Here is a 21,916-nt window from a genome sequence, read left to right on the forward strand (position 1 = left end):
TCTCGGTGGTGGTGTGTGGTGCGGGGCGCGGCGGTTCGCCGTCAGCGTGCGCGGTTCAGGGTCTGCAGCGCCGCCCGCAGCAGCTGCGGCACCGGCGCCGAGCCGCCCGCGGCGATCGCGGCCTCGGCCTGCGGGGTGACGGCGCTGACGGCCTCCTCGGCCTCGCGGCTCGCGTAGCCGAGGCCGATGAGGGCGGCGGAGAGCTGCTCGGTCCAGGGGGCGGGGCCGGTGGCGGCGGCGCGCTGGGCGCCGACGAGGCCGCTGCTGCCCAGCGGGGCGCCGAGCTTGTCCTTCAGTTCGAGGAGGAGCTTCTGGGCGCCCTTCTTGCCGATGCCGGGGACGGCGGTGAGGGCCTTCTCGTCGCCGGTGGAGACGGCGAGGCGCAGCGCGTCGGGGCTGTGCACCCCGAGCATGGCCTGGGCGAGGCGGGGGCCGACGCCGCTGGCGGTCTGGAGGAGCTCGAAGACCTGCCGCTCGTCGTCGTCGGCGAAGCCGTACAGGGTGAGGGAGTCCTCACGGACGACGAGGGAGGTGGCGAGCCGGGCGTGCTCTCCGACGCGCAGGCCGGCGATGGTGTTCGGGGTGCACTGGACGGCCATGCCCACTCCCCCGACCTCGACGACGGCGGTCGTGGGGGCGAGGGCGGCGACGGGGCCGCTGACGAAGGCGATCATGACGTGCGGCCTTTCGTGGCGTGCAGGGCGACGGCCTGCTGCAGACGGTTCTGGGCGGGGGCCCGCCAGATGTGGCAGATGGCGAGGGCGAGGGCGTCGGCCGCGTCGGCCGGCTTGGGCGGGGCGGAGAGCCGCAGCAGCCGGGTCACCATGGCCCCGACCTGCGCCTTGTCGGCCCGGCCGCTGCCGGTGACGGCGGCCTTGACCTCGCTGGGGGTGTGCAGGGCGACGGGGATCCCGCGCCGGGACGCGCAGAGCATGGCGACGGCGCTGGCCTGGGCCGTGCCCATCACCGTACGCACGTTGTGCTGGCTGAACACCCGCTCCACGGCGACGAGTTCGGGCGAGAAGCGGTCGAGCCACTCCTCTATGCCGCGCTCGATGCCGACCAGGCGCACACCGATGTCGGCGTCGGCCGCCGTGCGCACGACGCCGACCCCGAGCATGGTCAGGGGCCGTCCGGCGACGCCCTCGACCACACCGACGCCGCACCGGGTCAGTCCGGGGTCCACCCCGAGTACGCGCACTCCGTCCTCCCTGATCGCAAGTCTGTTCCTGCAGGCTATCGGCAGGCACTGACAACGCAGCGGGCCGACGGGGTGTGTCCCGTCGGCCCGCTGCTCGTGAAGACCGCGATCAGGCGTCGACCTTCTCCATGACCTCGTCGCTGACGTCGAAGTTGGCGAAGACGTTCTGCACGTCGTCGCTGTCCTCCAGGGCGTCGATCAGCTTGAAGATCTTGCGCGCGCCCTCCTCGTCGAGCTCGACCTGCATGGTCGGGACGAAGCTGGACTCGGCCGAGTCGTAGTCGATGCCGGCCTCCTGGAGGGCGGTACGGACCGCGACCAGGTCGGTGGCCTCGCTGATGATCTCGAAGGACTCACCGAGGTCGTTGACCTCCTCGGCGCCGGCCTCGAGCACCGACTCCAGGACGTCGTCCTCGGACAGCTCGCCCTTGGGGAGCACGATGACGCCCTTGCGGTTGAACAGGTACGAGACCGAGCCCGGGTCGGCCATGGAGCCGCCGTTGCGGGTCATGGCGACGCGGACGTCGGAGGCGGCACGGTTGCGGTTGTCGGTGAGGCACTCGATGAGCACCGCGACACCGTTCGGGCCGTAGCCCTCGTACATGATCGTCTCGTAGTCGGCGCCGCCGGCCTCGAGACCCGCACCGCGCTTGAGCGCGGAGTCGATGTTCTTGTTCGGGACCGACTGCTTCTTGGCCTTCTGGACGGCGTCGAACAGCGTCGGGTTGCCGTCCAGGTCGGCGCCGCCCGTGCGCGCCGCGACCTCGATGTTCTTGATCAGCTTCGCGAAGAGCTTGCCGCGCTTGGCGTCGATCACGGCCTTCTTGTGCTTCGTCGTAGCCCATTTAGAGTGGCCGGACATCTGCCTGTCTCCTTCGCGTAACCAACTTCTTGAACGAACCCCAGAGATCCTACCGGGATCGTGTCACCGTTCCGCGCGCACCATGTCCACGAACAGCTCGTGGATCCGGTGATCGCCGGTGAGCTCGGGGTGGAAGGAGGTCGCGAGGGCCCGGCCCTGCCGGACGGCGACGATGTGGCCCTCGTGCTCGGCGAGCACCTCGACCTGGGCGCCGACGGACTCGACCCACGGGGCACGGATGAAGACGCCCTCGACGGGGGTGTCTATTCCCGCGACCGTGACACCGGCCTCGAAGGATTCGTTCTGCCGCCCGAAGGCGTTGCGGCGGACGATCATGTCGATGCCGCCGAAGGTCTCCTGGCCCGAGCGCGGGTCCAGGATCTTGTCGGCGAGCATGATCAGGCCGGCGCAGGTGCCGTACACGGGCATGCCACCGGCGATCCGCTCGCGCAGCGGCTCCATCAGGCCGAAGAGGACGGCCAGCTTGGAGATGGTGGTGGACTCACCGCCGGGGATGACCAGGCCGTCGACCTCGGCGAGCTCCTCGGGACGCCGGACCGGCCTGGCCACGGCGTCAGCCGCGGCCAGGGCGATCAGGTGCTCCCGTACGTCGCCCTGGAGGGCCAGGACACCGATTACGGGCGTGCTCATGGGTGCTTACCAGCCCCGGTTCGCGTAGCGCTCGGACTCGGGGAGGGTGTCGCAGTTGATGCCGACCATGGCCTCGCCCAGGTTGCGGGAGGCGTCCGCGATGACCTTCGGGTCGTCGTAGAAGGTGGTGGCCTTCACGATGGCGGCGGCGCGCTTGGCCGGGTCGCCCGACTTGAAGATGCCGGAGCCGACGAAGACGCCCTCGGCGCCGAGCTGGCGCATGAGCGCGGCGTCGGCGGGGGTGGCGACGCCACCGGCGGAGAACAGCACGACCGGCAGCTTGCCGAGCTCGGCGACCTCCTTGACGAGCTCGTACGGGGCGCGCAGCTCCTTGGCGGCGGCGAACAGCTCGTTGTTGTCGAAGCCGCGCAGCTTGGCGATCTCGTTCTTGATCTGGCGCAGGTGGCGGACGGCCTCGACGACGTTGCCGGTGCCGGCCTCACCCTTGGAGCGGATCATGGCCGCGCCCTCGGCGATGCGGCGCAGGGCCTCGCCCAGGTTGGTGGCGCCACAGACGAAGGGGGTCGTGAAGGCCCACTTGTCGGAGTGGTTGATCTCGTCGGCCGGGGTCAGGACCTCGGACTCGTCGATGTAGTCGACGCCGAGGGACTGGAGGACCTGGGCCTCGACGAAGTGGCCGATGCGGGACTTGGCCATGACCGGGATGGAGACCGCGCCGATGATCTCCTCGATCATGTTCGGGTCGGACATGCGGGCCACGCCGCCGTCCTTGCGGATGTCCGCGGGGACCCGCTCCAGGGCCATGACGGCCACGGCGCCGGCGTCCTCGGCGATCTTCGCCTGCTCGGCGTTGACCACGTCCATGATCACGCCGCCCTTGAGCTGCTCGGCCATGCCGCGCTTGACGCGCGCGGTGCCGGTCTCGGGGGACTGGAAGGTGGTGGAAGGCGTGGTGGACACGGATACCTCACTCGTGACAACAGGGGTTGACGACAAGAAGAGGAAACAGGCCACCCTCGGTCCACAGCAAGGGCCAATGTGGACCCGGTGGATCGTTTTCCCAGGCTACGAGGGTCAGGCCGGACGATCGGCAAGGGCCACCGGCGGCTCGTCGTCCATTTCGAAGGCCAACGGGAACGGCGCGTGGCCCGCGAGCCGGAACCAGCGGACCTTGCGGTGGCGGCGCAGGGCGCGGGCGGCCCGGACGGCGTCGTTGTGGAAACGGCGGGCCATCGGCACCCGGCGGACGGCCGCGGCCAGCTCCCCGGCGGCCTCCTCGCCGCCCGGCGCCTGCCGTACGAGCTCCACCTGCTCGGGCTCGCCGAAGACGGCCCGCAGCGCCTGGCTCAGCTCGCTCTCGGCGACCTCCCGGTGGTCCTCCTCCGCCTGCCGGGCGGCGTGCGCGGCCTCGTACAGCACGATCGAGGCGGCCGGGTCGAGGACGCCGGAGGTGGCGAGCTCCTGGGTGACCGAGGCCCGGCGCAGCAGCTGCGCGTCCAGGGCGGCGCGGGCGGCGTCGATGCGCGTGTGCAGACGGTCGAGCCGTCCGGCGGTCCAGCTCAGATAGACGCCGATGAGGATCAGCGCGACGACGGTCCAGATCAGGGTTTCGGTCACGGGCGCACAGGCTACCGGGGCGGCGGCAGCACACCTTCCCAAAGGTCGTGGTCATGGGCGAACAGGACACGTGCGGGACAGCCTGCGGCGAGCTCGCCGAGCCGGTCGAGCCAGGGGAGGTACGGGCTGCCGAACTCGTGGGCGAAGTCGTACGCCTGACCCGCGAGGACCGTGATCCGGTCGCCGTGGTCGACGACGAGCGACTGGTGGCCCTCGGTGTGGCCGGGCGTCGGCACGACCAGCAGGCCCGGCGCGATCTCGTGCTCGCCGTCGAGCTCCTCGTAGCGGACGCCCGGCAGGAGCGAGTCGATGGTGTACCCGCCGGCGCGGGCGACGGCGAGCTCCTTGCCCTGGACGAGGACGGGGGTGTCGGGGAAGCGCTGGTTGCCGCCGATGTGGTCGAAGTGCAGGTGGCAGTTGACGACGAGGTCGACGTCGTCGGGGCCGACGTCCAGGGGGTGCCGGACGGGCCGGTAATGGGCGTCGGTCTCCGGGGACCCCGTCCCCAGGCCGGTGTCGAACAGCACCCTCACGCCCGCGTGCCGCACGAGGTACCCGAGAACGGGCTCCACGCGGGCGTGGGGGCCGTGCCATTCGTGTGCGGGGCGAATGATGTGCCCGAGGTCGAGCCGCGTGATCGTTTCCATCCGAACACCCTGCCCCGCCCCGCTGCGGGCATGCGTTCCGCCCCGTTGTGGGCATGCGTTCCGCCGGGGCGAAACGGGTGGGCACAACGGAACGGCGCCCTTGCCGGCGCCAGAGGCTCCCGAGCCCGGACCCGCACCTGACGTGCGCCGCACTCGTGGTGCGGGTCCAGGCTCGGAATGCGGAGGCGCCGCTAGGGGCGCCGTCCCGTGTGCCCACCCTCCCCAAGCTCTCGGCTTCGCTCGAGCAGGGGACCCCCCTCGCCCCAGCGGGACGATTGCCCACACGGCGGGGGGCGGGGGCGCCGCCCCGCGGACTGCGGCGGTCCTACAAGCCCAGCCGCGCCCGCAAGCCCGGTGGGCGTTCGTCCGTGTCCACCGACGCCGCCCCGTCCGTCACCGTCTCGTACACCGCCAGGATGTCCGCGCCGACCGTCGACCAGTCGAAACGGCGTACGTGCGCCGAGCCCCTGGTGCTCAGTTCCGCGCGGCGCGTCTCGTCGCCGAGGAGCGCGATCGCCGCGTCCGCGAGCGCGTCCGCGTCCTCGTTGGCGAAGAGCTCGCCCGCCGCGCCCTGGTCGAGGACCTGTACGAAGGCGTCCAGGTCGGAGGCGAGGACCGGCGCGCCGGCCGACAGCGCCTCGACGAGGATGATGCCGAAGCTCTCGCCGCCGGTGTTGGGCGCCACGTACACGTCGACGCTGCGCAGCAGCCGCGCCTTGTCCTCGTCGCTGACCATGCCGAGGAACTCCACCCGGGAGCGCATCGCGGCCGGCAGCGAGGCCACGGCCTCCTCCTCGTCGCCGCGCCCGGCGACGAGGAGCCGGGCGCCGGGCCGCTCGGTGAGGATCTTCGGGAGGGCCCGCATGAGGACGGGCAGGCCCTTGCGCGGCTCGTCGATGCGGCCGATGAAGCCGAGGGTCTCGCCCTGCCACTCCTTCTTCGGTTCGGCGCGGGCGAAGAAGCCGACGTCGACGCCGTTCGGGATGACGACGGCGTCGCCGCCGAGGTGCTCCACCAGCGTCCGGCGCGCGTACTCGCTCACCGCGATGCGGGCGCTGATCTTCTCCAGGGCGGGCTGGAGGATCGGGTACGCGGCGATCATGGCCCGCGAGCGGGGGTTCGAGGTGTGGAAGGTGGCCACGATCGGCCCCTGCGCCGCCCAGCAGGTGAGCAGCCCCAGGGAGGGCGAGGCCGGCTCGTGGATGTGGACGACGTCGAAGGTGCCGTCGTGCAGCCAGCGGCGGACCCGCGCGGCGGAGAGGAAGCCGAAGCTGAGCCGGGCCACCGAGCCGTTGTACGACACGGGCACGGCGCGGCCCGCGGAGACGACGTAAGGCGGCAGCGGGGTCTCGTCGTCGGCGGGGGCGAGGACGGAGACCTCGTGGCCGAGCCGGATGAGGTGCTCGGCGAGGTCGCGGATGTGGAACTGGACGCCGCCCGGCACGTCCCAGGAGTACGGGCAGACGATCCCGATCTTCACGCGGTCGACTCCTCCCGCTCCTCCAGGTCCGAGAGCCACAGTCGTTGCAGCATGTGCCAGTCCTCCGGGTGGTCCGCGATGCCCGCGGCGAACGCGTCGGCGAGCGCCTGTGTCATGACGGACGTCTTCTCGGCCCGCGTACCTGACTCGGGCACGTCGACGGGTGGGTGGATCCGGCCCTTCATGACCGCCGAGTCGTCGTACCAGAGGGTCACCGGCAGCAGCAGCGCGCCGGTCTGCTGGGCGAGGATCGCCGGTCCGGCCGGCATCCGCGCGGTGTCCCCGAAGAAGGTGACCTCGGTGCCGGAGGCCGACAGGTCGCGGTCGGCGACCAGGCAGACCAGGCCGCCGGCCCGCAGCCGCCGGGCGAGGGTGCCGAAGGCGGAGCCGCCGGTGTGGGGCAGGACCTCCATGCCGAGGGACTCGCGGTAGGCGACGAACCGGTCGTACAGCGACTCGGGCTTGAGCCGTTCGGCGACCGTCGTGAAGGGCACGCCGACCGAGCGGGTCACCCACACGCCCGCGAGGTCCCAGTTGGCCAGGTGCGGCAGCGCGAGGATGACACCGCGCCCGGAGGCGAGGCCGTCCTCCAGATAGTGGCGGTCCTTGATGTCGATGGACCGCTCGACCCGTTCCCTGGTCCAGGTCGGCAGCCGGAAGGACTCCATCCAGTACCGCATGTACGAGCGCATGCCGGCCTGCGACAGCTCGGCGAGCCGCTCGGGCGTGGCGTCCGGCACCACGCGCGCGAGGTTGGACTCGAGCCGCAGGACGCTCTTGCCGCGCCGCTTCCAGGCGATGTCCGCGATCCGCCGGCCGAGGCCCGTCGCCACCGGCTCCGGCAGCTTCTTCACGGTCGCCCACCCGGCGCCGTACAGACCGTCGCTCAGTCGTTCCTTGAAGGTGCTCACGAGGCCGCCCCGCCGCCCCCGGCCGTGGCGGCGTCCGCCTCGGCCGACTCCCGGCGCACGGTCACGACCCGCTGGCCCAGGGTGACGGCGCTGCCGACGGCCACGATCCACAGGGCGATCGGCAGGAGCACCTCGACGCCGGGCACGCCGAACTTGTGGAGGCCCGCGAGGCCCGCGGCGACCAGGGAGATCACCAGGCGCTCGGCGCGCTCGACGAGGCCGTTCACGGCGACGGGCAGGCCGATCGATTCGCCCCGGGCCTTGGTGTACGAGACGACCTGGCCGCTGGCCAGGCAGAAGATCGCCACGGCGCACAGGATGTTGTCGTCGCCCGTGCCTGCGTACCAGAGCGCGAAGCCGCCGAAGATCGCACCGTCGGCGACCCGGTCGAGCGTCGAGTCGAGGAAGGCTCCCCAGCGGCTGGAGATCCCCGCCTGCCGGGCCATGTTGCCGTCGACGAGGTCGGAGAAGACGAACAGGGTGATGACGATCGTGCCCCAGAAGAATTCTCCGCGGGGGAAGAAGACCAGCGCACCGGCCATCACCCCCGCCGTGCCGATGAGCGTGACCGCGTCGGGGCTGACGCCCCGGCGGAGCAGAAACGCGGCGAACGGTGTGAGGACACGCGTGAAAAAGGCACGCGCGTACTTGTTCAGCATGGCCTTCCCGAGGTTCGGTGGGCCGCGCGGCCCCTACGACCACCGGCTCGCCCATCGTATCCACGCGCGTCCCGGCGCACCGGCGGGCACCCGCCCCGTCGCGTCGGCGTCCCTCCGGCGTCCCTCCGGGGGGCTCCCGCATGTACGACGTATGGACGCTTCCTGGCGTCGGTGCAAAGCTCGAAGGACCACCGCGGGCACCGCAGGAGCCGTACCGCGACACACCACTCCCCCGCGCCCGCGTCCCGCCGCACCGTGCGAGCAGTCGGGAGGAACACATCATGGGTGACAAGGCGAAGACCCCCGCCGGAGCCGCCGGCAGGGCACCTACGGCCGACCGGCCCTCGGCCGTACGGAACGTGGTGCTGGTCGGCCACAGCGGATCGGGCAAGACGACCCTCGTCGAGGCCCTGGCGCAGACCGCGGGAGCGGTGAACCGGGCCGGGCGGGTCGAGGACGGCGGCACCGTCTCCGACTACGACGAGATCGAGCACCGCCAGCAGCGTTCCGTACAGCTCTCCCTCGTCCCGGTCGGCTGGGACGGATTCAAGATCAATCTCCTCGACACCCCCGGGTACGCCGACTTCGTCGGGGAGCTGCGGGCCGGTCTGCGCGCGGCGGACGCGGCCCTCTTCGTCGTCTCGGCCGCCCAGGAGGCCGACGCCGTCGCGGGCTCCACCCGCATGATCTGGGAGGAGTGCGCCGCCGTAGGCATGCCCCGCGCCATCGTCGTCACCCACCTCGACACGGCCCGCACCGACTTCACCGAGCTCACCGCCGTCTGCGCCGGGCTCTTCGGCCGGGACGACCCCGACGCCGTCCTCCCCCTCTACCTGCCGGTGCGCGGCTCCGAGGGCGCCGACGGGCACGCACCCGCGACCGGCCTGGTCGGCCTGCTCTCGGAGCGGATCTTCGACTACTCGTCCGGGGTGCGCCGGGAGAACGAGCCGGACGAGGGTCAGCGGGCGCTCATCGCGGAGGCCCGCGCCCGGCTCATCGAGGGGATCATCGCCGAGAGCGAGGACGAGACCCTGATGGACCGGTACCTCGGCGGCGAGGAGATCGACGTGAAGACCCTCGTCGACGACCTGGAGAAGGCCGTCGCCCGGGGCACCTTCCATCCGGTGCTCGCGGCCGCCCCCGCCGCCGACGGCGGGACGCAGGGGCTCGGCACCCTCGAACTCCTGGAGCTGATCACCGGCGGCTTCCCCTCCCCCCTGGAGCACGAGGCGCCCACCGTGACCACCCCCGACGGGCGCTCCCGGCCCCCGCTCACCTGCGACCCGGAGGGGCCGCTGGTCGCCGAGGTCGTCAAGACGGCCGCCGACCCCTATGTGGGCCGGATCTCCCTGGTCCGGGTCTTCTCCGGCACCCTGCGCCCCGACGAGACCGTGCACGTCTCCGGTCACGGCCTGGACGGGTCCCGCGACGGCCATGAGCTGCACGAGGCGGACGAGCGGGTCGGTGGGCTCACCTCCCCGTTCGGCAGGCAGCAGCGCCCGCTCGCGGAGTGCATCGCCGGGGACCTGGCCTGTGTCGCCCGGCTCGGCCACGCGGAGACCGGGGACACCGTCTCCGCCAAGGACGATCCGCTCCTGATGGAGCCGTGGACGATGCCGGAGCCGCTGCTGCCGCTGGCCGTCCAGGCCCACGGCAAGGCCGACGAGGACCGGCTCTCGCAGGGCCTCGCCCGGCTCGTCGCCGAGGACCCGACGCTGCGGCTCGAACAGAACCAGGACACCCGGCAGGTGGTGCTGTGGTGCCTGGGCGAGGCCCATCAGGAGGTCGCCCTGGACCGGCTGCGCGGCCGGTACGGCGTGCAGGTCGACGCCGTGCCGTACAAGGTGGCGCTGCGCGAGACCTTCGGAGGCGCCTCCTCGGGCCGGGGCCGGCACGTCAAGCAGTCCGGCGGGCACGGCCAGTACGCCATCTGCGAGATCGATGTGGAGCCGCTGCCGCCGGGCAGCGGCATCGAGTTCGTCGACAAGGTGGTCGGCGGGGCCGTCCCGCGCCAGTTCGTCCCGTCCGTCGAGAAGGGCGTACGGGCGCAGGCTGCGCGGGGGCTGTCCACCGGCCATCCGCTGGTCGACATCCGGGTCACGCTGCGGGACGGCAAGGCCCACTCGGTGGACTCCTCCGACGCCGCCTTCCAGACCGCCGGGGCGCTCGCGCTGCGCGAGGCGGCCGCCGAGGTGCCCGTCCACCTCCTCGAACCGGTCGCCCAGGTCGAGGTCCTCGTCCCCGACGAGTACGTCGGCCCGGTCATGAGCGACCTGTCGGGGCGGCGCGGCCGGGTCGTCGGCACCGACCAGGCCGGTCCGGGCCGGACCGTGGTCAGGGCCGAGGTTCCGGAGATCGAGATCGGGCGGTACGCGATCGACCTGCGGGCGATCTCGCACGGCACCGGCCGGTTCGACCGCACGTACGCCCGGCACGAGCCGATGCCGCCGCACCTGGCGGAGAAGGTCCGCGAACAGGCCGAAAAAGGCTCCTAGTCGACGGAGCGACAAGGGACCACGTCCGCCCGGCGGCTGCCGGGCGGACGTCATTCGGCCGACGACATCCACAGGCCGTGACGCATCCGGCCGTACCCGGTTACGCTGTGGTGCCCAGCTCAGAAGGTGTGCGGGGCACGGCAGTTGGGAACAGCCCGCACAGGTACTCGCGCGCGATGGGGGCGGCAGTGGCGATCGACGGTTTCGGACCGGGGGCTCAGATCCCCCTCCAGTTCTCGGGAGGCGGTACGGGCGCGACGAACGCGCTCGCGTCCGCCGCGTACCGGGACAGTCCCCTGAAGACGATCCAGGAAGCCGACAACGACCTCTACAAGACCACGGTCAAGGAGGGGAAGTGGGGGCTGTTCAGCCCCGACCTCGGCGAGGCCTTCTCCCGCGCGGTCCAGGCCCGGATGCTCGGCGGCGCCCGCAAGGCCCTGATCCAGTCCTTCGGGGCCGAGCCGCAGCCGGTCGTCGAGCACTGCCTGGCCGCCACCCATCTGCGCAGGCAGCGCGACATCAAGCTGACCCTGGTCACCTTCTTCTGCGGCGTCCTCTTCCTGCCCGGCCTGCTGCTCTGGCTCGGCGTCATCCAGCTCCGCCGTCTCGTCGCCGGCGCCGACAACAAGCGCCACAGCGCCATCGGCACCGGCCTGCTGTGGGTCGCCGGCATCTTCGCGGTGCTCGTCCTGATCAAGCTGCCCTTCGACGGGATCCTGCCGAACTACCTGCGCGCGATGGTCGTCGCCCCGGTCGTCGGCTGGTACCTCGCGGGCCGGATCTGCCTGAACACCGCCATCGACCTGCGCGAGCGCTGGTCGGGCCTGCTCGGCGGCGGCGGCGTCGGCCCCCACGTCCCCAAGTCCGTCCCCCAGGACCCGGGCGAGAAGTCGGCGGAGGCGCTCCGGCTCAACCTGGAGAAGCTCTCGGCGGAGCAGCAGTCCAACATCGTCTTCTACGCCGGAGGCAAGGGCGTCCTCGGCCTGGGCCCCCGCTGGGGCAGCTGGTCGCTCGCCGAGAACCTCGTCCCCCTGCCCGGCCGGGAGATGCACGCGTTCCGCGCCTGGGACATCGCCCGCAAGATCCACGACGAGCTGGCGCTGCTCGATCGCGGCGCGCTCAAGACCGGCTTCCCCAAGCCGACCGTCAAGCACTGGATCGTCTCCTCGGTCGGCGAGGGCGCGGACGAGGTCACCCGCCCCGAGAGCGACAACATCGTCCACTACCAGGTCAAGCCGCACGAGATACAGCGCATCTGCAACGAGCAGCAGTTCGACTCGGGCAACCGCTACTACCTCGGCGTCCAGTTCACCCTCTACGACGGCAACCTGGTCCTCACGATGATGGTCACCGTCACCTCGCTGCACGACACGCTCCGGATCGAGGTCACCGGCCACGCGCTCGGCCCCATCCACGGCCTCTTCACCACGAAGCCGAAGGCGAAGACCAAGGAGGTCGCCAAGACCGTCCGCTTCTGGGAGACGAAGGAGATCCAGCAGCCCCTCCTCGGGACCAACGACATCGTCCGGCTCGCGGTGCGCGCCCCGCTCACCTGGTACCCGCCGGTCCTGGACTTCCTCGGCGGCAAGATGACGCTGCCCGAGCCGTTCGGTCTGCGGCACGTCTGGGCCGGGCCGCCCTGGAAGAACCGCTTCATGGCCGACGACGCCATCCGCATGGCGACGCCGGTGCTCCGCGCCGTCCATGCCGCGACCATAAGGGTGCTCGACGAGCACAACGTGGACACGGAGCGCTTCACCAACCGCTCGCTCGTCCTCAGCGGCGGCATCCAGGACCCGGGCCCGAAGAAGGCCGACGTCTACGACGCCTGACCCGGGTCTCCCACGGACGCGTCAGCCGGTCAGAGGGTGGCCGGCCAGGCGTCGGCCAGCATCTTCCGGGTGTCGGCCAGCAGCTGCGGCAGCACCTTGGTGTGCCCGACGACCGGCATGAAGTTGGTGTCCCCGCCCCAGCGGGGCACCACGTGCTGGTGCAGGTGCGCGGCGATGCCGGCGCCCGCGACGGCGCCCTGGTTCATGCCGATGTTGAAGCCGTGCGCCCCGGACGCCGCCCGCAGCGCGACCATCGCCCGCTTGGTGAAGGCGGCGAGCTCGACCGTCTCCGCCTCGTCGAGGTCGGTGTAGTCGGCGACGTGCCGGTACGGGACGACCATCAGGTGACCGCCGTTGTACGGGTAGAGGTTGAGCACCGCGTACACACCCTGGCCGCGTGCGATCACCAGACCGTCCTCGTCCGACTTCGACGGAATCACGCAGAACGGACAACCGTCCTCGGACCCCGGCCCGGTCGGCTTGTTCTCGCCCTGGATGTACGCCATCCGGTGAGGCGTCCACAGGCGCTGGAACGCGTCCTGCGTCCCCACTCCGATCTGCTGCTCCGGCTCAGTCGTCATGCTCAGCAGCATATTGCGTCGCCCGTTCGGAACGTGTCGCCGGGGCGGAAGATCCATGCACGGGCCATGCTGATCCGATGAGAGACAGGCCGCCCATTCCTCCGAGGCAGGAGCGCTGGGACCGTCGGATGGAGATCCCGCTGACGGTGGCCTCCCTCGTCTTCCTCGGCAGCTACGCGATGCGGATCCTCGGCCGCGACCTGCCTCCCGGCTGGCGCGACTTCTGTCTCGCCCTCCTGTTCTCCTCCTGGGCCGTTTTCGTCGTCGACTACGCGGTGCGCCTCAAGCTCAGCGGTCTCGGCCCGCTGCGCTTCGTGCGCCACCACTTCCTGGACACGGTGGTGCTGATCCTGCCGCTGCTGCGGCCGCTGCGGGTGGTGACCGCGTACGACCGGGCCCAGCGTCGGCATCAGGAGCCCCGGCTCACGCTCTACGCCCGCGTCATGGCGTACGCGGGGCTCTCCGCGACGCTGCTCGGCTTCGCCGGCGCGCTCACCGTCTACGACGTCGAGTACGGCGCCCCGGGCGCGTCCATCGTCACCTTCGGCGACGCGGTGTGGTGGGCCTGCGCGACGCTGGCGACCGTGGGCTACGGGGACGTGGTGCCCGTGACGCCGGTGGGCCGACTGGTCGCGGTGGGCATGATGGCCTGCGGCCTGGCCCTGCTCGGCGCGGTGACGGGCTCGTTCTCGTCCTGGCTGATCCAGGTCTTCCGCCGGGAGGGCGAGGGCTGACAGGACCGACGTACGGAGAGGCCCCCGGGGGATCCCCGGGGGCCTCCTGACCGCGAGATGCGTGCGTCAGACCTGGACGCGGTCCTCGACGACCTTGGCGAGCTTGGCGATCGCCTCGTCGACGGGGATGCCGTTCTCCTGCGAACCGTCGCGGTAGCGGAAGGAGACGGCACCGGCGGCCATGTCCTCGTCACCCGCGATGATCATGAACGGGACCTTCTGCTTCTGCGCGTTCCGGATCTTCTTCTGCATCCGGTCCGAGGAGGAGTCGACCTCCACCCGCAGGCCCTGCTTCTTCGCCTTCGCGGCGAACTCGTGCAGGTAGTCGACGTGCGCGTCACCGATCGGGATGCCGGTCGCCTGGACCGGGGCCAGCCACGGCGGCATCGCGCCCGCGTAGTGCTCGAGGAGCACGGCGAAGAACCGCTCGATCGAGCCGAACAGCGCGCGGTGGATCATGACCGGGCGCTGCTTGGTGCCGTCCGGCGCGGTGTACTCCAGGTCGAAGCGCTCCGGCAGGTTGAAGTCGAGCTGGACGGTCGACATCTGCCAGGTGCGGCCGATGGCGTCCCGCGCCTGCACCGAGATCTTCGGGCCGTAGAACGCGGCGCCGCCCGGGTCGGGGGTCAGCGGGAGACCCTGCTTCTCGGCGACCTGCTGGAGGACCGCGGTGGCCTCCTCCCACACCTCGTCGGAGCCGACGAACTTCTCCGGGTCCTTGGTCGACAGCTCCAGGTAGAAGTCGTTCAGACCGTAGTCGCGGAGCAGGTTCAGGACGAAGGTGAGGGTCTTGTCGAGCTCCTCCGCCATCTGCTCGCGGGTGCAGTAGATGTGCGCGTCGTCCTGGGTGAAGCCACGGGCGCGGGTCAGGCCGTGGACGACGCCCGACTTCTCGTACCGGTACACGGTGCCGAACTCGAACAGGCGCAGCGGCAGCTCACGGTAGGAGCGCCCGCGCGCGTCGAAGATCAGGTTGTGCATCGGGCAGTTCATGGGCTTGAGGTAGTAGTCCACGCCCTCGTCGAGCTGCATGGGGGGGTACATGCCCTCGGCGTACCAGTCCAGGTGGCCGGACTTCTCGAACAGCTTGCCCTTGGTGGCGTGCGGCGAGTAGACGAACTCGTAGCCCTCCTCCTCGTGGCGCTTGCGCGAGTAGTCCTCCATGACCCGGCGGATGATGCCGCCCTTGGGGTGGAAGACCGCGAGGCCGGAGCCGATCTCGTCCGGGATGGAGAAGAGGTCGAGCTCGTTGCCCAGCTTGCGGTGGTCGCGCTTCTCGGCCTCGGCGAGGAAGTCGAGGTGCGCCTTCAGCTCGTCCTTCGACGGCCAGGCGGTGCCGTAGATGCGCTGGAGCATCGGGTTCTTCTCGCTGCCGCGCCAGTAGGCGGCCGCGTTGCGCATCAGCTTGAACGCCGGGATGTTCCGGGTGGTGGGCAGGTGCGGACCACGGCAGAGGTCCTTCCAGCACAGCTCGCCGGTCTTGGCGTCGAGGTTGTCGTAGATGGTCAGCTCGCCGCCGCCCACCTCGACGTTCGCGCCGTCGTCGGTCGACGCGGAACCCTTGATGCCGATGAGCTCCAGCTTGTACGGCTCGTCCGCCAGCTCCTCGCGGGCGGCCTCGTCGGTCACCACGCGGCGGGCGAAGCGCTGGCCGCGCTTCTGGATCTCCTGCATCTTCTTCTCGATGACCTTGAGGTCCTCGGGAGTGAAGGGCTTCTCGACGTCGAAGTCGTAGTAGAAGCCGTCCCGGACCGGCGGGCCGATGCCCAGCTTGGCCTCGGGGAAGAGCTCCTGCACGGCCTGGGCCATGACGTGCGCGGTCGAGTGGCGGAGGATGTCGAGACCGTCCGGGGAGGAGATCTCGACGCCCTCGACGACATCGCCGTCGCGGAGCTCGTACGACAGGTCCTTCAGCTCGCCGCCCACGCGGGCGGCGATGACGGTGCGGTCGTCGGCGAACAGGGCGCCGGCGGTGGTGCCCGCGCTCACCGCCCTCTCCTCTGCCTCCGAGGCGGACTGGACGGTCACACGGACATCAGACACGGGTACTCCATACATAAGGGCGCAGGCAGACACGAGGTGCCGGCGCCGGCGACGCGCGGCAGAGACGAGGTGCCGCGTCGTCACCGATCTTACCGAGCGGTCGGCGCCGCCCGCGAAAGGGTTTCCCCGGCACGCGGGTGCCCCGTCCTCACTCCTCGTCGTCCGGCCCGCACGCCTCCTCGAAGAAGTCGAGGTTCTCGTGCAGCGCCTTGAGGAGCCGGTCCCGTTCCGTCTCGTCGACCTGGACGGGGACGACCCCGGAGGCGTCGGTGAGCCGCCGGAAGCCGCCGCGGCTCTCCAGGCGGCCCACGACCCGGATCGGGAGGCCGACGAGGTGGGCGTGGCCTGCCGTGCGGTACGCCTCCTCGTCGAGGGCGACCCGGACGTGCGGCACCTCCGCGCCGCCGAGCACCCGGAGCCGTACGATCCCCTCGCCGCGCGGCCCGGAGCGGCGCATGCGGACGACGGCGCCGGTGAGCCGGACCGGCACGGAGGGCTCGTCGGTGAGGTAGCGGGCACTCGCCTCCCGCAGCGCGGGCAGGTCCCCGGGCGAGAACTCGACCGGTTCGGGCCGGGCCGCGCATCCCTCGGGCGCGCCGGCGGCCGGCGCCCACTCCAGGGCGACGCGGGCGCCCTCGGTGCCGCGGACGAGGGCGACGAGCGCCTCCGTGAGCTCGCGGCTGACGCCCGCCTCGACGGCGGCGTCGAAGGCCTCCATGCCGCCGGTGGCCCGCTGGTAGTCGACGGCCTCGCGGGCCGCGTACAGCGCGTGGTAGAGCCGGACGGCGATCGGGCGGCCGGGGTCGACCGGCAGGAACGCGGTCAGGCCGCGCCCGCCGGGCGCCGCGCCGACGACGACGGTCTCCAGGGAGGCCTGGGCGGCCCTGCGGTGCCGGGCTCCGTGGTAGCCGGCCCGGCCGCGCACGGCGAGGGCGCCGGCGAGGAGGAGCTGGCGGGCGGCGGATCTGAGCTGCTCCTGCACGGTCCAGGGGACGGTGCCGGCCGGGCCCGGGGGCACGTCGCGCCACCAGCGGATCTCGTCGCTGGGCACGGAGAGGCCGGTGAGGACCTCGCGGGCGGAGGGCGTGGCGCTGCGGGCGAGGGCGGTGAGCGCCTCGCCGAGCAGGTCCTCGCAGTCCGGGAAGGCGCGGCTCTCCGGGACGAGGAGGCTCGTGCCGGTGCCGCTGCCGGGCGGGGTCCAGCGGCTGTAGCGGCCGACGGCACCGCCGCGCCGCCGCCAGCCGTGCCGGGCGAGGAGCGCGCCGAGGACCCGCGGGTCGACCCTGCCCGGGTCGGGTGCGCCCTGGGTGTCGGCCCAGGGCCCGATGGGCGGGGCGGGGATGCCGGTCCAGGGTCCGGGGGTCTCGCCGGGCGCCGGATGGGGCCGGTAGGGCGGGGGGACGGGGCCGCGCCCGGCCCCGTCCCCCTCGTCCCCGAACCCGCGTTCGTCGATCGGTCGGTGCATCAAGGTCTCCCTCCCACGCCGACCCGGGTCATGATCTCGCAGAGCGCCCGGTCGTCGAAGATCCGCGTCGTCGGGATGCGCACGGTGGTCCGGCGCCGTCCCGTGACCGGGTGTCCGGCCAGGTTGGTCCAGTAGCAGCAGTGCCGCAGGTCGAGCCGGTCGTGGCTCGCTCTCAGCCAGTCCTCGGGCGACCTCGGGACGAGCATCACGACCAGGATCTTGTGCACGGACACCGGCGTCCGGGCGAGTTTCACCAGGTGGTCGTTGTCGAGGGTGAACGAGAACGTGCCGCCCGGCGGGCGCGGCGGAATCTGGTAGGTGCACTTGAGCTGCACCTTGATGGTCACTTCGTCGTCGACGGTGTGCCCGGGAGCACTGTGGCTCACGTGCCAGTCGATGCCGTTGTCCGGAAAGGGCTGGGACAGCGAGCAGCCGGCCGCGGCGGCGACGGCGTGCAGGTATCCCACCTGAAGGGTCTCCATGCAGGCGGTGGTGGCGAGTGAGCCGCGCGTCGGTGCCACCCGCTGGGGCGGCAGCCCTCCCGACTCGGGCTGGGCGAGCGCCATGTCGTCTTCCTTCCCCGTCCCTTGTGTTGTGACCGGTCCGCGTACGACGCAAACAGTCCGGGTATCACCGTTTCGGGGCAGGGGGTTGGCCATCTGCCGCACGTGTGCAGGGAGTTCGGGGATGTCGATGCACTGGTACGAAGGGCCCCTGGCCGCTTTCGACACGGAGACCACAGGAGTTGACGTCGAGGAGGACCGGATCGTCTCGGCCGCCCTCGTCGTCCAGGACACGATGGGGGCGCGTCCGCGGGTGACGCGTTGGCTGGTCAACCCCGGCATACCGGTGCCGGAGGGGGCGACGGCCGTCCACGGTCTGACGGACGATCACCTCCAGCGGAACGGCCGCTGGCCGGCGCCGGTGATGGAGGAGCTGGCGCGGGCGCTGGCCGAGCAGTCGGCGGCGGGGCGGCCGCTGGTGGTGATGAACGCGCCGTTCGACCTGACGATCCTGGACCGCGAGCTGCGCCGGCACCGGGCTTCGTCGCTGGGGAACTACACGGCGGGCAGCCCCCTGACGGTCCTGGACCCGCGGGTCCTGGACAAGCACCTGGACCGCTACCGGAAGGGCCGCAGGACGCTGACGGACCTGTGCGCCCACTACGAGGTCGAGCTGACGGGCGCGCACGACGCCGCGGCGGACGCGACGGCGGCGATGGATGTCGTACGGGCGGTGGCGCGGCGCTTCTCGTCCCGTCTCGAGCGGCTGACACCGGGCGAGCTCCACACGCTCCAGGCGGTGTGGCACGCGGCGCAGGCGCGGGGGCTCCAGGCCTGGTTCACCCGGCAGGGGACGCCGGAGACGGTGGACCCGGCGTGGCCGCTGCGGCCGGAGCTGGGGACGGCGGCGTGACCGGCCCCGGAAACGGCTGAGGCCGGTCCGTCTTTCGACGGACCGGCCTCTCCCGGTGGGCGATACTGGGATCGAACCAGTGACCCCTTCGGTGTGAACGAAGTGCTCTCCCGCTGAGCTAATCGCCCGGGAACGGGTTGAACCATACAGCCCTTCGTGCCGCTGATTCAAACCGCGCGCAGGTGAGCCGCCAGTCCCCGTCGTCCGCCCCGCATCATCAGGGCGTGATTGGCGCGGAAGACGGGCCGCCCGGGGACGGCCAGGGCCCTCAGGAGCCGGGCGCGGACCTCGACCTCCTGCTCGTACAGGACGCGGGTGCCGGTCCCTTCGCCGGTGAGGGTCCAGCGGGCCCATCCCTCCAGGTCCCCGCCGAGGCCGATCTCCAGGACGCGGGCGGCCGGGTCGTGGCGCACGGCCCGGACGGTGACGACGAGGTCGTACGGGAGGAAGGAGCGGAAGCGGGCGCTCCCGGTGGTCTCGTCGAGGGGGACGACCTCACGGACCTGGGGCCACCAGCGCGGGTACTCCTCGGCGCGTCCGAGGACGGCGTAGACGGCGTCGGGCGGGGCGGCGAGCCGCCAGACACAGCGGAAGCGGTACCGGCACCAGTCCATGCCCCCAGTGTGGACGTACTCAGGCGGGAACCGCGGGAATCTGAGTACCGGGACGCATTCCCGCCGGCTGCGGCCGGAGCCACACTCCGGGTATGGACAACTCCCTGCCGCCCGCGGACGAGCTGGTGCTCGTCGACCGCGAGCTGGCGCAACTCGACGCGCGCCGCTCCCAGTTGCTGGCCCGCCGCGCCTGGCTGATCCAGGTGCTGTACCCGCCGGTGGCGGCGGCCCCGCTGCACCCGCGCACGCCGCTCGCGGACTCGACGCCGCGGAGCGCGCAGAACGTGCTGCTCACGCTCGGCGGGACGCTGCTGACGATCGCGGCGGTCGCCTTCACCCTGGTGAGCTGGGGCTCGATGGGGATCGGCGGCCGTGCGGCGGTGCTGGCCGTGGTGACCGGTGCGGCGCTCGCGGCGCCGGTGGCGCTGCTGCGCAAGGGCCTGCTGTCGACGGCCGAGTCGGTGGCGGCGCTCGGGCTGGTCCTGACGGTTCTCGACGCGTACGCGCTGCACCGGGTGGCACTGCCGGAGACGGACGGCCTGGGGTACACGGCCGCGGCGTCGGCGGTCCTCGCGGGCGCGTGGACGGCGTACGGATCGGTGCTGTCCCGGCTGCGGATCCCGCGGCCGGTGGCCGTGGTCGCGGCGCAGCTGCCGCTGCCGCTGGGTGTCCTTGCGGCCGGCGGCGGTCCGACGGCCCTCGCGTGGGCGGCGCTCGTGACGGCGACGGCGGACGCGGCGCTCGTGCTGTGGACCCGTCCCGCGGGGATCCGGATCACGGCGGGCGTGGCGGCGACGGTCCTGGGCGGCTGGTCCCTCCTGACGGGCGGCTGGCTCTCCCTCGTCTCCCCGTGGAGCGGCGCCGCCCTCCTCCTCACGGGTGCGGCGATCACCCTGTACGCGTCCTGGCGCGCGCCCGCCGTGGCGACGGCGGCCTCGGCGATATCGGGCCTGGCCCTCCTGGCAGCGACCGGCGGCCTCCTCCGCACGGCTCTGCCCACGGACTGGTCGGTCCCGGGCTACGTCCTGTGCGCCCTGGCCCTGACGTCGGTGTGGCGCCTGGGCGGCGCGGCGGCGCCGGTATCGGCGGGCGGGGAGTCGGGGACGGGATCCGGGCCTGCGGCCACGGCCGACACCCGGTCCGGCGCGGCCGGCACGGGGGCCGGCGCCGTCGCGTCGGCCGGTGGCCGTGGGTGGCCGCCACGTGGGATCCGGCTCGGGCTTGCCGGTGCGGGTGCCGGGGTCGCTGCGCTCGGGGTCGTGTGGGCGCTGCCGCCCGCGGTGGTGGGGCTTCTCGGGCCGGTGGCCCGGACGACGGAGGTCTGGTCCGGCGAGCACGCCGTGAACGCGCTGGGCTCCTACCCGGCGACGGCGGCCCTGGTCCTGGTGGCGGCCGGCGCCGCACTCGCGGTCGTCCCCCGCCTCTGGGCCCGGTTCGGGGCGCTCGCCCTCGCCTGGGCGCTGCTCACCGCGCTCCCCGTCTCCCTCGGCCTTCCGTACGCGGCGACGCTCGCCCTTCAGCTGCTGACGACGGCGGCCGCCCTGTGGATCGCGGTCCGCCCGGGCCCGCTGGCGCGCGGCCTTCGCGCCGTCGACGCTTCGCCCGGCCACCCCGGCGCCCGGGCCACGGCGAAGGCCGAGGGCCCCCGGGAAGCCGGCCCGGAGGGAGCCGCCGCACCCCAGGGCTTCGGGCCCGCCACCCCCTGGCCCGCGTGGGCGCCCTCGCCCCGGGTGCAGCCGGCGGAGCCCGGGACCGTTCTCGGGTGGACGGCGTACGTCGGTGGGCTCGCGTCCGCCGCGAGTGCGGTCGCCCTCGCGCTGGACGTGCGGGCGGCCACCTTCGCCGCGCTCGGCGTGGTCCTCGCGCTCCTCGCCGGCGTCGCGGTGCTCGGCACGGACGCGCGCCGGGTGGTCTCGGCCACCGGTGCGGTGCTCGCGGCGACGGGGCTCGTGTTCGCGGTGGCGGCCGCCGGCGGGTTCGAGGACCGGTGGACGGCGCTCGCGCTGCTGCTCGTCCCGGCGGCGACCGCCGCGATCGGGGCCAGGGCGCCGCGCCCGGTGGCCCTGGCGGTCGAGGTCACGGGCGGGGCCGTGGGGCTGCTCGCCCTGGGGATCGCCGCGTCCCGCCCCGCGTACCTCGCGCTCGCGCTGGCCCTCGGCGGCGTGATCGCGGCGGCGACGGCCGTCCGGCCCGAGCGGCGGCGGTTCGCCTCGTGGACGGCGGCGGTGCTGTTCCTGCTCGCCACGTGGGTGCGGCTCGCGGTCTGGGACGTGACGACCCCGGAGGCGTACACGCTCCCGGTGACCGTGCCCGCGCTGGCCGTCGGGTTCCTGCGGCGGCGCCGGGACCCGGAGGCCTCCTCCTGGACGGCGTACGGCCCCGGGCTCGCGGTGACGCTGCTGCCGAGCCTGGCGGCGGCCTGGACGGACCCGGAGTGGGCGCGCCCGCTGGCCCTGGGGGTCGCGGCGCTCGCGGTGACGCTGCTCGGCGCCCGCTTCCGGCTCCAGGCGCTCCTGGTGCTCGGCGGTGCGGTGCTCGCGCTGGACGGGCTGCACGAGCTGGCGCCGTACGTGGTGCAGGTGGTGGGCGCGCTGCCGCGCTGGCTGCCGCCGGCCCTGGCGGGGCTGGTGCTGCTGGCGGTGGGTGCCACGTACGAGCAGCGGCTGCGGGACGCCCGGAGGCTGCGGGAGCGGCTCGCCCGGATGCGGTGAGACGCCGAAGGCCCGGAGACGGTGTTCCGTCTCCGG

The 21,916-nt window shown here is 72.7% G+C and carries 20 protein-coding genes and 1 tRNA gene; 5 read left to right on the top strand and 16 right to left on the bottom strand.

Going from position 1 to position 21,916, the window contains the following annotated elements:
- Nucleotides 1-41: 41 nt before the first annotated feature.
- From ruvA to pgsA, 10 genes are all read right to left on the bottom strand, one after another.
- Complete coding sequence (ruvA, locus tag ACFYX3_RS20765) at nucleotides 42-674, bottom strand: Holliday junction branch migration protein RuvA (protein ID WP_389015356.1); 633 nt, start codon at nucleotides 672-674, stop codon at nucleotides 42-44.
- Nucleotides 671-1,201, bottom strand: coding sequence for a crossover junction endodeoxyribonuclease RuvC (gene ruvC / locus ACFYX3_RS20770; protein WP_382660167.1), 531 nt, complete (start codon nucleotides 1,199-1,201; stop codon nucleotides 671-673). Before ruvC ends, ruvA begins: the two co-directional genes overlap by 4 nt.
- Nucleotides 1,202-1,310: 109 nt before the next feature.
- Nucleotides 1,311-2,063 (bottom strand): YebC/PmpR family DNA-binding transcriptional regulator, encoded by a 753-nt coding sequence (locus ACFYX3_RS20775; RefSeq protein WP_055602342.1) that lies wholly within the window; start codon nucleotides 2,061-2,063, stop codon nucleotides 1,311-1,313.
- A gap of 63 nt (nucleotides 2,064-2,126) precedes the next feature.
- A complete protein-coding gene (gene pdxT / locus ACFYX3_RS20780; RefSeq protein ID WP_376585956.1) occupies nucleotides 2,127-2,714 on the bottom strand; it encodes a pyridoxal 5'-phosphate synthase glutaminase subunit PdxT in 588 nt (195 codons plus the stop codon).
- A gap of 6 nt (nucleotides 2,715-2,720) precedes the next feature.
- The gene (gene pdxS / locus ACFYX3_RS20785) at nucleotides 2,721-3,635 is read right to left on the bottom strand and encodes a pyridoxal 5'-phosphate synthase lyase subunit PdxS (protein WP_184932491.1); all 915 of its coding nucleotides are present in this window, start codon (nucleotides 3,633-3,635) and stop codon (nucleotides 2,721-2,723) included.
- Between the two features lie 114 nt (nucleotides 3,636-3,749).
- Nucleotides 3,750-4,292, bottom strand: a complete 543-nt coding sequence (locus ACFYX3_RS20790; protein ID WP_116161985.1) for a hypothetical protein — start codon at nucleotides 4,290-4,292, stop codon at nucleotides 3,750-3,752.
- Between the two features lie 11 nt (nucleotides 4,293-4,303).
- Nucleotides 4,304-4,939: an MBL fold metallo-hydrolase gene (locus tag ACFYX3_RS20795; RefSeq protein ID WP_389015361.1), complete on the bottom strand. Its 636-nt coding sequence runs from the start codon at nucleotides 4,937-4,939 to the stop codon at nucleotides 4,304-4,306.
- Nucleotides 4,940-5,264: 325 nt separating this feature from the next.
- Entirely contained in the window at nucleotides 5,265-6,419 is a 1,155-nt protein-coding gene (locus ACFYX3_RS20800) for a glycosyltransferase family 4 protein (RefSeq protein WP_389015364.1), read from the bottom strand.
- Nucleotides 6,416-7,330: a phosphatidylinositol mannoside acyltransferase gene (locus ACFYX3_RS20805; RefSeq protein ID WP_389015367.1), complete on the bottom strand. Its 915-nt coding sequence runs from the start codon at nucleotides 7,328-7,330 to the stop codon at nucleotides 6,416-6,418. Before ACFYX3_RS20805 ends, ACFYX3_RS20800 begins: the two co-directional genes overlap by 4 nt.
- Entirely contained in the window at nucleotides 7,327-7,989 is a 663-nt protein-coding gene (gene pgsA, locus ACFYX3_RS20810) for a phosphatidylinositol phosphate synthase (RefSeq protein WP_116161981.1), read from the bottom strand. Before pgsA ends, ACFYX3_RS20805 begins: the two co-directional genes overlap by 4 nt.
- 281 nt (nucleotides 7,990-8,270) lie before the next feature.
- Between pgsA and ACFYX3_RS20815 the strand changes: the two genes are divergently transcribed.
- Nucleotides 8,271-10,484, top strand: a complete 2,214-nt coding sequence (locus ACFYX3_RS20815) for an elongation factor G-like protein EF-G2 (RefSeq protein ID WP_382660173.1) — start codon at nucleotides 8,271-8,273, stop codon at nucleotides 10,482-10,484.
- 176 nt (nucleotides 10,485-10,660) lie between these two features.
- Complete coding sequence (locus ACFYX3_RS20820) at nucleotides 10,661-12,316, top strand: hypothetical protein (RefSeq protein ID WP_389015371.1); 1,656 nt, start codon at nucleotides 10,661-10,663, stop codon at nucleotides 12,314-12,316.
- Nucleotides 12,317-12,345: 29 nt separating this feature from the next.
- Here the strand turns inward: ACFYX3_RS20820 and ACFYX3_RS20825 are convergent, their stop codons facing one another.
- Nucleotides 12,346-12,909 (bottom strand): HIT domain-containing protein, encoded by a 564-nt coding sequence (locus tag ACFYX3_RS20825; RefSeq protein WP_030692008.1) that lies wholly within the window; start codon nucleotides 12,907-12,909, stop codon nucleotides 12,346-12,348.
- Between the two features lie 116 nt (nucleotides 12,910-13,025).
- Here ACFYX3_RS20825 and ACFYX3_RS20830 point away from each other — a divergent pair, with 116 nt between their 5' ends.
- Nucleotides 13,026-13,631 (top strand): potassium channel family protein, encoded by a 606-nt coding sequence (locus ACFYX3_RS20830; protein WP_376585976.1) that lies wholly within the window; start codon nucleotides 13,026-13,028, stop codon nucleotides 13,629-13,631.
- Nucleotides 13,632-13,697: 66 nt separating this feature from the next.
- Here ACFYX3_RS20830 and thrS read toward each other — a convergent pair whose 3' ends face one another.
- From thrS to ACFYX3_RS20845, 3 genes are all read right to left on the bottom strand, one after another.
- Complete coding sequence (gene thrS, locus ACFYX3_RS20835) at nucleotides 13,698-15,674, bottom strand: threonine--tRNA ligase (RefSeq protein WP_352024475.1); 1,977 nt, start codon at nucleotides 15,672-15,674, stop codon at nucleotides 13,698-13,700.
- Between the two features lie 148 nt (nucleotides 15,675-15,822).
- Nucleotides 15,823-17,139 (bottom strand): hypothetical protein, encoded by a 1,317-nt coding sequence (locus ACFYX3_RS20840; RefSeq protein ID WP_389015375.1) that lies wholly within the window; start codon nucleotides 17,137-17,139, stop codon nucleotides 15,823-15,825.
- Nucleotides 17,139-17,705 carry a DUF4365 domain-containing protein gene (locus tag ACFYX3_RS20845; protein ID WP_389015378.1) on the bottom strand — a complete coding sequence of 189 codons (567 nt, stop codon included), beginning with the start codon at nucleotides 17,703-17,705 and terminating at the stop codon, nucleotides 17,139-17,141. The genes ACFYX3_RS20840 and ACFYX3_RS20845 overlap by 1 nt, the downstream gene beginning before the upstream one ends.
- Before the next feature lie 121 nt (nucleotides 17,706-17,826).
- Between ACFYX3_RS20845 and ACFYX3_RS20850 the strand changes: the two genes are divergently transcribed.
- A complete protein-coding gene (locus ACFYX3_RS20850) occupies nucleotides 17,827-18,555 on the top strand; it encodes a 3'-5' exonuclease (RefSeq protein ID WP_359511725.1) in 729 nt (242 codons plus the stop codon).
- A gap of 56 nt (nucleotides 18,556-18,611) precedes the next feature.
- On the opposite strand, the gene ACFYX3_RS20855 is transcribed toward ACFYX3_RS20850, so the two are convergent.
- Both ACFYX3_RS20855 and ACFYX3_RS20860 read right to left on the bottom strand, forming a co-directional pair.
- Nucleotides 18,612-18,683: transfer RNA gene (locus tag ACFYX3_RS20855), tRNA-Val, on the bottom strand.
- 39 nt (nucleotides 18,684-18,722) lie between these two features.
- Nucleotides 18,723-19,169, bottom strand: coding sequence for an SRPBCC family protein (locus tag ACFYX3_RS20860; protein WP_389015381.1), 447 nt, complete (start codon nucleotides 19,167-19,169; stop codon nucleotides 18,723-18,725).
- Between the two features lie 92 nt (nucleotides 19,170-19,261).
- Here ACFYX3_RS20860 and ACFYX3_RS20865 point away from each other — a divergent pair, with 92 nt between their 5' ends.
- Nucleotides 19,262-21,880, top strand: a complete 2,619-nt coding sequence (locus tag ACFYX3_RS20865) for an SCO7613 C-terminal domain-containing membrane protein (protein ID WP_389015384.1) — start codon at nucleotides 19,262-19,264, stop codon at nucleotides 21,878-21,880.
- The last annotated feature ends 36 nt before the right edge of the window (nucleotides 21,881-21,916 follow it).

The sequence above is a fragment of the Streptomyces sp. NPDC002463 genome, assembly GCF_042889835.1.
Taxonomy (GTDB): Bacteria; Actinomycetota; Actinomycetes; order Streptomycetales; family Streptomycetaceae; genus Streptomyces; species Streptomyces nymphaeiformis.

Excerpts from the sequence above, each read along its gene's own strand:
- ruvA (WP_389015356.1), bottom strand. The coding sequence starts at position 674 with ATGATCGCCTTCGTCAGCGGCCCCGTCGCCGCCCTCGCCCCCACGACC.
- ACFYX3_RS20775 (WP_055602342.1), bottom strand. The coding sequence starts at position 2,063 with ATGTCCGGCCACTCTAAATGGGCTACGACGAAGCACAAGAAGGCCGTG.
- pdxT (WP_376585956.1), bottom strand. The coding sequence starts at position 2,714 with ATGAGCACGCCCGTAATCGGTGTCCTGGCCCTCCAGGGCGACGTACGG.
- ACFYX3_RS20795 (WP_389015361.1), bottom strand. The coding sequence starts at position 4,939 with ATGGAAACGATCACGCGGCTCGACCTCGGGCACATCATTCGCCCCGCA.
- pgsA (WP_116161981.1), bottom strand. The coding sequence starts at position 7,989 with ATGCTGAACAAGTACGCGCGTGCCTTTTTCACGCGTGTCCTCACACCG.
- ACFYX3_RS20815 (WP_382660173.1), top strand. The coding sequence starts at position 8,271 with ATGGGTGACAAGGCGAAGACCCCCGCCGGAGCCGCCGGCAGGGCACCT.
- ACFYX3_RS20820 (WP_389015371.1), top strand. The coding sequence starts at position 10,661 with ATGGGGGCGGCAGTGGCGATCGACGGTTTCGGACCGGGGGCTCAGATC.
- ACFYX3_RS20825 (WP_030692008.1), bottom strand. The coding sequence starts at position 12,909 with ATGCTGCTGAGCATGACGACTGAGCCGGAGCAGCAGATCGGAGTGGGG.
- ACFYX3_RS20830 (WP_376585976.1), top strand. The coding sequence starts at position 13,026 with ATGGAGATCCCGCTGACGGTGGCCTCCCTCGTCTTCCTCGGCAGCTAC.
- ACFYX3_RS20840 (WP_389015375.1), bottom strand. The coding sequence starts at position 17,139 with ATGCACCGACCGATCGACGAACGCGGGTTCGGGGACGAGGGGGACGGG.
- ACFYX3_RS20845 (WP_389015378.1), bottom strand. The coding sequence starts at position 17,705 with ATGGCGCTCGCCCAGCCCGAGTCGGGAGGGCTGCCGCCCCAGCGGGTG.
- ACFYX3_RS20850 (WP_359511725.1), top strand. The coding sequence starts at position 17,827 with ATGTCGATGCACTGGTACGAAGGGCCCCTGGCCGCTTTCGACACGGAG.
- ACFYX3_RS20860 (WP_389015381.1), bottom strand. The coding sequence starts at position 19,169 with ATGGACTGGTGCCGGTACCGCTTCCGCTGTGTCTGGCGGCTCGCCGCC.
- ACFYX3_RS20865 (WP_389015384.1), top strand. The coding sequence starts at position 19,262 with ATGGACAACTCCCTGCCGCCCGCGGACGAGCTGGTGCTCGTCGACCGC.